The sequence below is a fragment of the Bradyrhizobium sp. AUGA SZCCT0182 genome (assembly GCF_018130185.1).
GTDB lineage: Bacteria > Pseudomonadota > Alphaproteobacteria > Rhizobiales > Xanthobacteraceae > Bradyrhizobium.
This window is the reverse complement of sequence record NZ_JAFCLY010000004.1, coordinates 12,489-25,607: the sequence shown is the minus strand read 5'-3', so window position 1 is coordinate 25,607 and position 13,119 is coordinate 12,489. Positions and strand designations below refer to the sequence as shown.

Here is a 13,119-nt window from a genome sequence, read left to right as displayed (position 1 = left end):
GTCCGCTCCTTCCGTAAACCCGCCGTGGCGAAATGACGTAAAGCTGAGCTCGTCACGAAGCCCGGCCGCTCGAATGATGCGCTTGACGGTGGCGCGCAGATATCCTCGACGATCGGCAAGGGGCCGTATTCCGTCGTACCGTCCCTGTCACGCCGCCAGTCGGGCGCGGTGAGCGTACCATCCGGTTCGAAGCGAAAATTCCGGACGAAAAGCTCTCCGTTGTGGCCCTTTCGGATGCTCGACCGCATTGCGCATGCGGATGAAGGGCTCGATGCACCCGGGCAATTGCCGCAGGTAGCGGGTGTAATCATGCTGCTCGCCAAACTTCGCAGCCGCCCACTCGATGACGGACGGCCTGGGCATCCTTGCCATGGTCCATTCGCTGGCCTCATCGAATCCGGTACCGAACAGGAGGTTCAGTATTTGGAGAAGATCACGGAGGTCGTTTTTGGCCTCGTAGAGATAGTTATGACATTCCGGCTCAAGCCGCATCACCTGCGGTAGGTGAGCTGCTCCTTCGCCCGGGCCCGGCGGCTTGTAGGCGGCCTTGTCGGTCTCCGTGCGCAATTTCTCCAAGATTTCCGAGCAGCGCAGCAGCTTCGGAGTGAGGGATGAAAGAAAAACGTTCTGAATCTTCTCTTTGTTTTCCTCTGCGATCCGGCACTTCTGGAGAATCTCGAAGTTCTGCAGCCTGAGACGCGCAACAATGGGATTCTTGGTCCCCTGATCCAGCTTCTGAGCAATCACAAACGGTGGCATTACGCCTTCCAGTATCTCGGGAGCACCGGGCCATGTCGTTTGACACACCGAGAATATTGCGCCCGTATTGTTAATTGCAAGGAGACCTGAAGAAGCCGGGCCCGATTGCCTTCCTTAGCAGTAAAAGCCGAGCCTTGCAGCTCGCCACGCCCAACCAAAAATGCACCAACCGTTGGCGACGCCAGCGGGTTAGACCTTTGATCTCAGCCTGGCCGCGACCTCACGGGCTTCATCAAATTCGTCCCGTCGAAATCGTTTGAAGAGGAAATTGAGAAACTGGCCTTTCTGCGATTCCGGAACCTTGCCTTCGTATTCGAGAAATAGCTCGATGTCGGGAAGAACTTCAACCGCGCAAAGGCGTTCTGCGGCTTCAAGCGACGCCCGAAATTCTGTCGTTTCGAAAGGCCGCGTATCGAGGAACAGCGACGGGCGACGCAGAATTAGGAACGGTCCGGTCTTCTGAATAACGGTTCTCAATAATCCAATGATGACTTCGCGCGATTCATTACTCGTACTCGCCGTGGTGCCATCCCAACATTCCATAAGAAGGTCCACTTGGCTGGGAGGGCTAAAAACAAAGAAGAGAATTTTGGATCCCCGCCGAAAAAGATGTCCAGTTTCTGCCTCACGAGTTAAGCGGGCGGCGAACCATCTAACGAATTGGACCGGTTGCTGTAAGAGGCCAACCAATGCAATCATTACTTCGCGCCAGTGTCTTGTCTCTATGCGCTTGCCGAGCACGGTTTCGAAATCTGGATCATCCCCGGTTAATTGGGCGTTCAGGTGCTCCGCGGCGAAATACTCCCCCCACAAGGGGTGGATGAATTCCACCGGATCTGCAGCGGAACCATCGGATACCAGGAACCGAAACCTTTTTGCTTCACCGAGGATCGCATCAAGCGTTTCCGTCTCGACGGGAATAGGCCACTTTCGGACCACGCCCAGCAACGGGGTTGTAATGGATCGATCCGTCATCTCGAAGCCAAGCGCGGCTGTGGCGGACAAGACGATATCTGGCGCAACGGCAAGACGCCATCCGCTCCGGCGCCTTCGATCAATCATTGCCTTGACGAATTCTTTGAACAGCAACCCTCGGTTACGCGGGGTTTTCATATCGCGCCGGGCCATTTCAGCTATCATGCTGAGGAAAAGTGCGTTGGACGCCAAGGAGAGTAGCTCGGCATTCCTCGTAAGTTCTTTGAGCAACTCATTAGCCTTGGTACCCAAGGCCTGTTTAAGATAGCCGCGTATTTCATCCTTTCGCAGCGGAACAAGCTCGCATGCCTCGGTATGATCCCGCAGCGTCTGGTCGTAGTCGGTCGTACGGCACGAAATGACGAAGCTGTGCGGGTAGTTCAGCAACGCTATCATCAAGCTGCGAGCCTGCTCATGGTGGGCCTCGGGAACTTCGTCCATCGCATCGAGCAGGATTACGAAACGGAAGGTCGGATCGGCCAACCAAGCTTTCATAATTCGGAGGGATTGTTGGCCGTCCATTGATAGGCTCGTTTGCGTAGGACGCAGTACAACATTGACCCTTTCGGCCAATAGCGACTCGATCTCGGCTTCACCGCGGTAATTCTTCAATTCGATTAGGACAGGGATCGTAAACCGCTCTTGGGATGTTATGTCCTGAAGTACTTGCGCTGCAGTCTGCGTTTCGAAGTGTTTCAACACCGTCGATTTTCCCAGACCGGGCGTGCCGAGCAAGACAAGCTTATTTGCTCGTTCAATTGCATCGCCAAGGGCTTCGTCGGGTGGTTCGACGGTTTCGTCCGAGGGCGGCGGTTCGCCCGCTTTGGGCTCGCGGACGACTTTTCGATTGATGAACAGCTGGCCCAACCCGATGTCAGCGGCAAGTTGTTCGAGATAGTTGGTAACCAGAACCGCATTGGGCGAGCCCGGCTCCGCGGGGCGGGTTGCAATGGCTTGGTCCGGTGAAATTGTGCGTGCGCGCCTGATCAAGCGTTTGGGAAAGACGGTGCTGGGCATCATGTAAGCAGTCGCATCCGGGATCAGTTGCCTCGCCTCGACGATCATGCCGACGACGGTCCCGTCGACTTCGACGGGAGCCCCGCTGAAGCCATGGTAGATAACGCCAGCCGGTCGTGGATCCGTTCCGACTAACGCTCGGCGTCGCGTCAGTAACGAGGGAGTTTTTTGCGGATCCGGACGCAGCAAAAAACGCCCCTGATATTCGCCGACTATTGCTCCATGGCTGATGTCGAAGTCCCAGTCCTCCGGAAATCCTGCCGCTTGAAATGATCGGGAAACGAGATTCTGGCTTTGTCCCAACGTCACCTTGGTCGCCGACGGCGGTGGATTGCCTTCCACTTTCAGTAAGCAGAAGTCGGCATCAGGCCGTGCATCGGGTGAAAACGGCTTCCAAGCGTCGCTTTCCTCTGCAACGGCGGCAATCAGGGGAGTCTGATCTCCCGGTAGGGCGCAAAACAGGACTGCGACCTTCTGCGCCGAAGTGGGACGTTTCGCTTCTCCAAGAGACCTTCCGAGCGCGGCGTTGACGACATGAGCACAAGTCAGCACCAAACGAGTGCCGATCAGGAAGCCGGCGCCTTGTGGCTCCGTGCCGTCCAAACCAGAAATCGCGACAATGCTGTTCGAAAGTGATTTCATCCCGCCAAGATCAGTTCTGAGGAATGCCAAGTTTCTTCAGGGCACCGTCGAAAACCGGCAGCAGGAGCGTTCCGACACCGAGGGTCACGGATCCCATCCAGGATTGCCAACTTGAATAGATAATGGTGACGACATCTGGCTGTATCGCGGTCACCCAGCAGACGAACGCGATGGGCGCAAGGATGACCTGCCGCCACGCGGTTTCTTTCTGCGAGGGCTTGGTTGCGAAAGCGATCCAGAATGGCGTTATTATCAGGACCAGTATCGTGATGCCCAAGCGCCAGCTCGTGACTTCTGCCGGGATCACTCCCACGATGAACTTGTAGGCACCGATCACCTCGATAGGGATCCAGGTGATGATCGCGTTCAGCAAGCCATCCTGGTCGCCCTTGGCGACGAGCGTGCGTCCTTTACCGGCTATGTTGTCTTCGCGTTTCACTCTGGGTCGCAACAGCATCCACGTTTCTCCCGTCAATCTTGAGTTTCATTCTCCGGTTGCCTCGATCAGTAACCACCAGAAACCGCATTCTCGCCCAGTTCGCCGGAAGAACTCGCGGGGCAGGCAGACAACCAGGGCAGCCTGGTTGACTATGCCAGTGCCGTTTTCAGGCGCAAGCATTAGTTGAGTGATTTTCAGTCATTACCCCTTGGCTGCCATTCGGAAAGATGTGGATTTCATCCCTGAAAAGCATTTAGTGAGCTCGTGCCGTTGACACGTTTGGCTCGCCCGAAAGCGCTACTTTCCGTCAACGCCGAATCCGAGCCTTCGCGCCTGAAGTCGCGATTGGAATTCCCGAAGATTCTCCGAGGCGCACAACGATCCGACTTCGATCCCGCCCGGTTCTACGACGACGTTGCTTGCGAGTTTTTCGAAGAAGTCGTCGGGTTTGTCCCCCTTCCGGGTGACCTCGCTGATCCTTTGCCCCAGCTTGAATGCCCGGACCAACCACGGCGGATGCACGCCGTCGGCACTTGGTGCGATGGCAGCCTTGCTCGCGACCTCCGGGGTGGCGCCGGGACCGTTCATCGAGATCCCGATTATCGTGAACATGAACTGCGTGAGACCGAACGACAAATCCTGAATCTGGCGGGGATCGGCTCCGCTCATTGCTTTCTCAATGAAATACCGGTCCGCCTCGAGTTCCTGCTCTTCGGTAAACGGCTTCCGGCGACCGAAGCTGCTTTGACCGTGCAGGACGGCATGCGCGATTTCGTGGCCGACGATCCACGACCGCATAACCCGAGCGACCCGTTCGTCGACTTTCGCGAACAGCTCCCGTTGCTGCTCCCAGATGTCGTCCGCGTCCTTTCCGTAGATGGATCCTCGAGTGAAGCTCAACATATTGGCAAACGTATTCAAAAAGTCCTTGTCGCAGACGATGGTCGACATGCCGATATAGGCGCAATTGCACTTGATCGAAGCCAGGCGGCCCTGCGGTTTGGATTTCGTCAGGTAGATGTTCAAGGAGCCGTCATGCATGAGCTGGTTCTTGGTGTTGACCTTTCCTTCGTACTGGGAGCCGCGGACCAATGGCGCAACCACGTCGGTCAGGCCCGCGGCAGCCTCGCCGTCGAAGCAGTTCCGTTTAATGCAGGCGGCAATCTCGCTCTCGATCGAGCCCTGACTGATCCATGCCAGCGCAAGGGTCAACACGACGCCCACTACGGGCGCGGCAATGCTCAGTGAAAATCGTCCCACGCCGAATGCCATCGGTTGAATTATTGCACCTACAACCTTAAGCTTTCCGATAGGGTGGTGCTAGGGGGAGGTGGAATCCATGCGCATACTGATCGCTGCAATAGGGCTGGCATTCATGTTTCTGTCCGGCTACGTCGCGTCGTTCTACTACCCGGGTGGATTCGGATACGCGCAGGCGACCAAGGACGTCCCCGGCAACCCATGGAACATCGTCCTGCTGGCGGTCCTCATGATCGCCGGCATATTCAGCAGCTTCGTATTCGAAAAAGCGAAACAGGGAGAGGGTATGGTGGCCGTAGGGCCTGCGTTACGCTCCATCTTCAACGACTTTCAGTTCATCGCCGCCCTGTTCGTTTCGCCTCTGATATTCAATTCGGTCTACGCCCTCACGAACCAGAACCCGGAATCCATGGGCGATTTCCTGCTTGCCTATCAGAACGGGTTTTTCTGGCAAACGGTACTCGCCGGCATTGCGGGGAAGGTCGGAGGAAATAAAAAAGCTACCCGTCCGGCACAGCCCCGTCGTGCCACCAAGGCGAATTAGGCTCTGGCCCGCGGGCCGGTGTTATTCGGATGCGTTGTGAAGCGGCTTGGACGGCCTAATCTCAGCCGGACAGCCGGGCCAGCGCCTTCATATCCTCTGCCGCGTTCACTTCCACCGGATTGCGTCTGTCGAGTTGCTTGAAACTGTGCTCCAGGGCCTCAATGGCCCAATGATGCTTCTTGGGGAAGCTGTAGCCCAGGTGATTGGGGATCGGTGAGGTCGTACTTCTGGCCTTCTTTCGCATGACCGACAGCGGCCCGCACCGTTTCCATGGTTATTTTTTTGATGGAAGGTTTGGTCATTTCTGGGGTCACACTCCGAAACCCTTGGGTCACGCTGGGGTCACAGAGTAACTGAATAGGTGCACGGGCCACTTGTTCAATAGATAAAGACCTAAACCGCATAAAATTCGATTTGGCCAATGATACCAATGGGAAGCTAACTGCCCTTAGCTTCCCATAAACGACCCCAGGGCGGCCACAACACGTGGGGTCACACTAACTCTTAATCAGCGGGTCCGAGGTTCGAGCCCTGCGCCCACCAAGCTTTCAATGGCTTGGCGACCTCGCAAGAGAGCTACAAGCGGTCAGCGGCTATTCCGACAAACCGGCTGTCTTTGTTCGCTCCTCGCGACGCTTTTTCGTGCCCGAAATGAGCTGTTTGCGCGTGCAAATCGCGTATGTCGAGAGCCGTCTCGAGGACCGGTGGCCGTCCCGCCAGCACCTCAACCAAGTTTCGCAGTCGTGCAACGATCGTTGCTTGCCGTCACGCGTGTCAACTCGGTCCAACAATTTCTAATAGAGTCCTCGAGGGTCGCCGACGTCACATTAAAGGAGCGCGGAGGTTGGTGCTGATGGTGCTCCGCACAGTGTCGGTCGGTCTAGGTCTCGTGTTGCTATTTCGGCAACACGACATCGCCAACACGGCATTACTTGTTCGCGATCACCGGCCCCTATGCTCCATGAAATCGGATGATGACGGCACAGCGATTGAGCGTCTCGCCGCATTGATCCGCGGGTCTTGGCGATGTGTCGATCGACATTGCGTCGTCTGATCCCGTCCAAATGATGCCGCGCGGTCCATGTGGAGCATTGCTGCGGTTCGAGCACAGGAGCGGTAGAATGCTTTCCGACGTATTCGTTTTTGACGCCATCGCTCACGCATACAATTTTCAACACTCGAATCGAATCGGTCAGCCCTATGCTGACGGAATTGCCGATGGCGTCTTTCAGATGCATCGGGAGTTCTCGCCGCCCAACAGGCCGGATCTGCTGCTCGACCTCGATACCTTTAATAACCGCATTTGCGACGCCCAGGTGACGGGAGGGGCGATTTTCGGCGAAAGCCACACCGACGCGATCATCTATCACGAACTGCCACTGTACGGATATTTCCGCGATGGTGGATCGCCACTGTCGGTCGGCGAAGAGATGCGTCGCTGCTGGCCTGGCCGCGTGTTCATCTATGGTGGGATATCGCCTCATCAGCCTGGAGCGCTCGATCGCGTCGATGAATTGGTCGAAAAGCACAAGGTGTCGGGGATCAAACTCTATCCCCATGACATGGTCGCCGGCAAGCTGCGCAGCTTCGGCATCGATGATGCCGAACTGCTGTTTCCGATCTTTGAGCGTGTCCAAAAATTGGGATTGCGCACGGTAGCGGTTCACAAAGCGATTGTGATGGGACCAGTCCCACTGGAACCCTATTATCCCTTTGAAGTAGGCGCGGCGGCGCGTGCATTTCCCAAGCTTAACTTCGAGATAGTCCATGGTGGCTGGGCGTTTCTCGAAGAGACGGTGTCGCTACTGCAGTGGCATCCAAACATTACAGTGAGCACCGAGGGCACCACCGGGCTGCTATTCAAAGCGCCACGAAAATTCGCCGAGATCATCGGGACTTTGATGAGTGCAGGCGCGACCGACCGAATCTTGTGGGCGATCGGCGGGCTTATGCTGCATTCGCGCCCGTTTGAAGAAGCGTTTTGGCGCTTTGAGATGCCGCGGGACCTGGTGGAGGGCTATGGGTTTCCGGAGCTGACCGAAGAAGTCAAACGTAAAATCCTCGGTCTCAACGCAGCGCGGCTGATGGGTCTCGACGCCGACAAGATGCAGCAAGCCATGAGCAAGGACGAATTTGCGAAGCCGCGGCGGTTGCCGGAGCCGTGGTCGGGATTGAAAAACCATGCAGCCTGATCAGAAGTTCGATCTCGAAGAGATGATCCGGGAGCGCCTGGAAGCAATCGTCGATCCTTGCAGTACAGCGTCGGGAGCGCCTACGGGGTTGGTCTCTATGGGCCTGGTTGGTGACGTGCAGATCAAAGCCAGCGAAGCAGGAGTTGACGTCAGGGTGACGCTTCGAATCACCGAACCAGGTTGCATGATGGGTGCCCTGTTTCAGCTCACCGCGCAAAAGCATCTTTCGGAATTACCGGGTGTTTCCAGCGTCGAGGTCGAAATGGACTACGCGCACGTCTGGGATCCCGAGCAGATGAGTCCGGAGTATCGGCGGCGTCTCGCGACTATTCGGGCGCAGCGTGAGGCGCTCAATGCAAAGCATTTGTGTGGAAGAAATCAAGGTAGGGGGAGAGACTCTAATGTCTAGATCGAGATTTGCGGAGCGTAGCGTATCGTTTGTAGTGCTGACAGCATTCACACTAGCGTCCGGGGGCGTTGTCAGCGCCGCCGACAATACCGGATTTGCCAATGAGGTCGTCAAGGCAGGTCAAACAAGTAAGATGTCACGTGCACCGATCAATGTTGGCGGCATCAACTGGACCGGCCCGACATCCTCACCGCCTCCGATCAAGGGAGCGAGTGTGGCGGTGATGCCTTGCCCGCTGGCCTATGCGGTCTGCAAGTATCTATTTGATTCTGCCAAGGCGGCGGCGACCGCGATGGGTTGGGAAGCGTTCCCGATCGACAACAAGGGTGACCCCGCTGTCGCACAAAAGGGCGTCGAGGCCGCGATTAACCGCAACGTCAATTGCGTGCTTACGCTTGCTCATCCTGCGCGCGACATCAAGGCGCAGATCACGCGTGGCAAGGAAAAGGGCATTGCGTTTGTTACCGGATTCTCCGACGATCCACGTCAATTCGGTGGCGATGTCGGTTACGGGCTGGATTATGCGGCTGCTGGTGCGCTCCTCGGCGCGCATGTGATTGCTAACGGCGGCGGAGGCATCGTTATCTTCAATGCGCCGCAGAATCCTCAGTTCAATGCCCGCATCGACGGCTTCAAGGACTTCGTCACCAAGTATGGCGGCGACACCAAAGTAATTCATGTCGAGGACTTTTCTCTTGCCCAAGGTGCACCCGGCGAGATCACGAAAATGCAGGCGTTGCTTACGCGTTTCCCGGCCAATAGCTTCAAATGGGTGATCGCCCCCTTCGATGAAACGCTGACGCCACTTCTACAGACTGCCCAGCAGCGCGGCCGTAGCGAGATTCGGGGAGTGAGCTTCGATGGTGAGGAAGTCGCCTATGCCGATATTCGCAAGGGTGGTCCGCAGACTGCCACCATCAATTGGGGCCTGGAATGGGTAGCATGGGCTGGCATCGACGAATGTAACCGGGCGCTGAACAAGGCCGAAACTGGTGTCAACAAAGACTTCCCGATCCAGCTTTCGGACAAGACTAACGTTCCTGCGCCCAACGAGAAGTACGAAATCGGCTTTGATTTCAAGTCGCGCTACACCCAGATGTGGAACGCGGCAAGGAAGCCGTGAGGCCGGCAATGACCGATGCCGGCAGCAGGCACCAGAACCGAGACGACGTGCTCGAGTTTCGCGGAGTTGTCAAAACGTTCGGCTCCGCGACAGCTCTCGACCGGGTCACCTTTCCGGTCAGAGGCGGCGAAATACACGCACTTGTGGGAGAAAACGGGGCTGGCAAGTCAACGCTGATGCGGATCCTTGCTGGCGACTATACTCCTGATGGGGGTTGCGTGGTTGTCGACGGCGAGGCCGTCCAGTTTCGCGATCCTGGCGAGGCGATCAGCGCCGGCATTGGCTGTGTTCATCAGATACCGATGTTCATACCCGGCCTGTCAGTTACCGAGAACCTGCTGCTCGGCGCACCTTACAAGCACCGTCGATGTGGTTTGATCGACTGGGTGGGTGAGCATCAGACGGCCCGCCACGACCTGGCGGCAGTTGGACTTGATCTGAATCCGCGAACGACACTTGAGTCACTGAGACCGCACGAGAGACAGCTTGTTGCGGTTGCGCGGGTGTTACGACTTGGCCTTCGGGTACTTGTTCTCGATGAGGTAACTGCGTCCTTGTCGGAGCCTGAGGTCGAGACCCTGCATGCGGTGATCCGCAGCCTTGCAGAACGTGGCGTTGCCATCCTGTACGTCAGTCACCGGCTCGAGGAAATATTCCGGTTGGCAGACACAATTACGGTCCTGCGTGATGGAAAGCGGGTGACGACGCAACCCGCTGCCGACCTCACCCAGAAGGATGTCGCGCGGCTCATCGTTGGGCAGGAAATGAAAAACCTGTTCGAACGCCAGGAAGCGGTTGAACCGAAACTGGACGGTCCCCCGCGACTTCGTGTCCGCGGTGCGGGCGACGAAAGGCTTCGCGATATTTCGTTTGATGTAGCGGCGGGAGAGGTGGTGGGGATTGCCGGTCTGGGCGGCGCCGGCCGGACGCGGCTTTTGCACCTGCTCTATGGAGTCCGCGCTCTTCAAGCGGGGCAGATGTTCATTTCAGGCAAGCCCTACCGACCACGGGAACCAACCGAGGCGCTGGCGCGGGGAATCGCGCTAGTGACTGAGGACCGCCAGCACGACGGCTTCGTTCCAACGCTGCCCATATGGCAAAATATTACCCTTCCACACGTTCGTCGCTTCCGGCGGCGAGGATTCCTACGCCTGCGTGACGAGTACAATGCGGCAATCGGTCTGGCGCGACGCCTCGGCGTTCGTATGCCATCGATCGCTGCCGATATGTCGCAATTGTCGGGCGGCAATCAGCAAAAGGCCATCTTCGCCCGCTGGATCTCAGACCGTATCGACATCCTTCTGCTGGATGAGCCGACCCATGGTGTGGACGTCCGGTCGAAGAGCGAGATTTACGATCTCATCCGGGAGCTCGCCGCGGACGGTACGAGCATCATTGTTGTATCGTCCGAGCTGGAGGAAATCGAGGCGCTTTGCGATCGTGTCCTGCTGTTGCGCAACGCGGAGCTGATCGGTGAGGTTCGCGGCGTCGACATCACCAAGCAAACTATCCTTCACGCCTTGCTGGCGGGAACGAACCCGAGAAAGGTCGCGCTGTGAGTACACCGGTTTCCAGAAGTGATGCGACCAGCGAATGGACGCGGAAGAAACTTGAGAAATTTACCGCGCTCTTTCTAAACCAAGATATCGGATCGCTCGCGCCGTTGATTTTCTTCGTTGCCCTGATCGTGGTTTTCGGCGCCGCTGAGCCCCGCGTTTTCCTGTCCGAAGGCAATCTGACGTCAATTCTGAACAACGGCGCGGTGCTGGCGATTCTTGCGTGCGGTCTCACCATCGTGCTGGTGGTGGGTGAATTTGATCTGTCGATCGCCGCCGCCGCCTCCTTTGGTGGGGCGTTGGCAGCTGTACTTGTGGCCCAGCACGGTTGGCCTCTTGCTCCGACCATCATTGCGGTCGTGCTCAGCGGTGTTGTGATCGGCGTCTCCAACGGCATCCTGGTCACGCGGTTTGAAATGCCCGCATTGATCGCCACCATCGGCGTTGCCAGTCTGCTTGACGGGCTGACCCTCTGGATTACGGGAAACGCAGTGATCTTTACGAATTTCAGCGACGCGTTCTTGATATCGGGGGGCTGGTCGATCGGCAACATCCAGGCTCCCGTGTTCTATTTGCTGGCAGTCGCTCTCGTGCTGGCTGTTGCGTTGCAGTATACCGCGACCGGGCGTTGGCTTTATGCCACCGGGGGAAATCGGGCCGCAAGTCGCATGGCGGGCATTCGCATCGACCGGCAGATCATGTTGGCTTTTGTAGTTGCGGACGTCCTTGGCGCGTTAGCCGGCTTTATCTATACTGCGCGACAAGGCTCGTTGACACCCCAGTTCGGCACCGGATTCTTGCTGCCGACTTTTGCAGCGGCGTTCCTTGGCTCGGTAACGCTGAGCCGGCGGTCATTTCACGTCGTCGGCACTCTTGTAGGCGTCTACCTCATCGAGACCGGAACGGTCGGCCTGCTTATCCTGGGGGCGCCCGCCTACACCCAGCAATTATTCGCCGGTGCCGTGCTCATACTGGCGACCATGGGTGCGCGCTATCGCGGGCGTGGTGGATCGATCCGACGTTCGTAAGGCATGGCGCGGCCGGATGCCGGATGCTTGCGGGCACGCAGCGCCTGGCGCCCGACAAATCTGCTTTGCCGGGCGGCGCTTTTGGTCAATGATTATGGAATGGTGTGATCCGATTTGATCTACTACGCGGACAAAAAATGGAATTCCGGGCGCTTCGCTATTTCTTTGAAACGGCCCGGAGCGGCTCTATCCGACAGGCTGCTGAACGACTGCACGTGGCAGCTTCTGCAGTCAGCAGGCAAATAGCCCACCTTGAGCACGAGTTTGGCGCACCGCTCCTCGAGCGGCGATCTCAAGGTATCAAGCTCACGCCCGCCGGGCAGCTCCTTGCTCATCATCTTGAGGCGACCTACCGTGACCTTACGCACGTCCGTGGCCTTATCGATGAATTTCGCGGATTGCGGCGCGGAGAGCTGTCGATCTACTGCATCGAGGGTATCGTCTACAGTTTCTTGCCCGGCGCCATTGGCCGCTTCAATGAACGGTACCCGGATATTTCCTTTAACGTCACCGTCGCCAGCACGGACACTATTGTCGAAGCGTTGCGAAGCGATAAGGCCGATATCGGCATCACCCTGAATGCACACCGCCGGCCCGATATCCAGGTGGTCGAGAAGTTTGTCCAGCCTCTTCAGGTGCTGGCTCATCGAGACCACAGCATCGCCGGCCGCCGGTCCATCACGCTGAAAGAACTGTCCCAATATCCAGTTGCTCTTCCGGACGTGACATTTGGGGTGCGGCAATTGATCGACCGCGGACTGAAGCGCGCCGACGTCACGTTGTCTCGCCTCATCACCACCAACTCCATCGCCATGACGCGCAGCATCGTGCGATTTGGCCGTGCGTTGACGCTTCTTCCCCAATTTGCCATTGCTGAGGATCTTGACAACGCGCCCGTTGTCGGGGTTCCGATCAGCGACAAGGAAATGGGCGTTACCACGCTTGAAATCGGCGTTCGGAAAGGACGTCAGCTCTCCTTCGCGGTTAAGGCCTTTCTCGAAACGCTGAAATTGGCGGCTGCAGATGTGCGCACAGCACCGCCGAGAGCGCCGGTCCGCCGGGAGAGAAAACGCGCGGAATAAGCTGACTCTGTGGTGTTGCCAAATGCGCAACACGGTATGGCCGACACGATATTAGCGGATGCGCTGTCGGAGTCCTATCGTGACTCAATCCAA

At 57.4% G+C, this 13,119-nt stretch carries 12 protein-coding genes; 7 read left to right on the top strand and 5 right to left on the bottom strand.

Annotation, left to right across the window (positions count from 1 at the left end; all coding sequences use genetic code 11):
- Positions 1-147 precede the first annotated feature (147 nt).
- The 4 genes from JQ611_RS06190 to JQ611_RS06175 form a co-directional block, all read right to left on the bottom strand.
- Complete coding sequence (locus JQ611_RS06190; RefSeq protein WP_212464824.1) at positions 148-759, bottom strand: hypothetical protein; 612 nt, start codon at positions 757-759, stop codon at positions 148-150.
- A 189-nt stretch (positions 760-948) separates the two neighbouring features.
- Positions 949-3,393, bottom strand: a complete 2,445-nt coding sequence (locus JQ611_RS06185) for a serine protease (RefSeq protein ID WP_212464823.1) — start codon at positions 3,391-3,393, stop codon at positions 949-951.
- A gap of 10 nt (positions 3,394-3,403) precedes the next feature.
- Complete coding sequence (locus tag JQ611_RS06180; protein WP_212464822.1) at positions 3,404-3,850, bottom strand: hypothetical protein; 447 nt, start codon at positions 3,848-3,850, stop codon at positions 3,404-3,406.
- Between the two features lie 279 nt (positions 3,851-4,129).
- Positions 4,130-5,104 (bottom strand): hypothetical protein, encoded by a 975-nt coding sequence (locus JQ611_RS06175; RefSeq protein WP_212464821.1) that lies wholly within the window; start codon positions 5,102-5,104, stop codon positions 4,130-4,132.
- Between the two features lie 67 nt (positions 5,105-5,171).
- Here JQ611_RS06175 and JQ611_RS06170 point away from each other — a divergent pair, with 67 nt between their 5' ends.
- On the top strand, positions 5,172-5,636 hold the full coding sequence (locus JQ611_RS06170; RefSeq protein WP_212464820.1) for a hypothetical protein: 465 nt from the start codon (positions 5,172-5,174) through the stop codon (positions 5,634-5,636).
- Positions 5,637-5,697: 61 nt separating this feature from the next.
- On the opposite strand, the gene JQ611_RS06165 is transcribed toward JQ611_RS06170, so the two are convergent.
- The gene (locus JQ611_RS06165; RefSeq protein WP_212464819.1) at positions 5,698-5,880 is read right to left on the bottom strand and encodes a hypothetical protein; all 183 of its coding nucleotides are present in this window, start codon (positions 5,878-5,880) and stop codon (positions 5,698-5,700) included.
- 877 nt (positions 5,881-6,757) lie between these two features.
- Here JQ611_RS06165 and JQ611_RS06160 point away from each other — a divergent pair.
- The 6 genes from JQ611_RS06160 to JQ611_RS06135 all read left to right on the top strand — a co-directional run bounded on the left by JQ611_RS06160 (position 6,758) and on the right by JQ611_RS06135 (position 13,026).
- Positions 6,758-7,828, top strand: coding sequence for an amidohydrolase family protein (locus tag JQ611_RS06160; RefSeq protein WP_212464818.1), 1,071 nt, complete (start codon positions 6,758-6,760; stop codon positions 7,826-7,828).
- Positions 7,818-8,237 carry a metal-sulfur cluster assembly factor gene (locus tag JQ611_RS06155; RefSeq protein WP_212464817.1) on the top strand — a complete coding sequence of 140 codons (420 nt, stop codon included), beginning with the start codon at positions 7,818-7,820 and terminating at the stop codon, positions 8,235-8,237. Before JQ611_RS06160 ends, JQ611_RS06155 begins: the two co-directional genes overlap by 11 nt.
- Complete coding sequence (locus tag JQ611_RS06150) at positions 8,230-9,360, top strand: substrate-binding domain-containing protein (protein ID WP_212464816.1); 1,131 nt, start codon at positions 8,230-8,232, stop codon at positions 9,358-9,360. Before JQ611_RS06155 ends, JQ611_RS06150 begins: the two co-directional genes overlap by 8 nt.
- 8 nt (positions 9,361-9,368) lie before the next feature.
- A complete protein-coding gene (locus tag JQ611_RS06145; RefSeq protein WP_212464815.1) occupies positions 9,369-10,919 on the top strand; it encodes a sugar ABC transporter ATP-binding protein in 1,551 nt (516 codons plus the stop codon).
- A complete protein-coding gene (locus JQ611_RS06140; RefSeq protein ID WP_212464814.1) occupies positions 10,916-11,944 on the top strand; it encodes an ABC transporter permease in 1,029 nt (342 codons plus the stop codon). The genes JQ611_RS06145 and JQ611_RS06140 overlap by 4 nt, the downstream gene beginning before the upstream one ends.
- Before the next feature lie 137 nt (positions 11,945-12,081).
- On the top strand, positions 12,082-13,026 hold the full coding sequence (locus JQ611_RS06135; RefSeq protein WP_212464813.1) for a LysR family transcriptional regulator: 945 nt from the start codon (positions 12,082-12,084) through the stop codon (positions 13,024-13,026).
- The last annotated feature ends 93 nt before the right edge of the window (positions 13,027-13,119 follow it).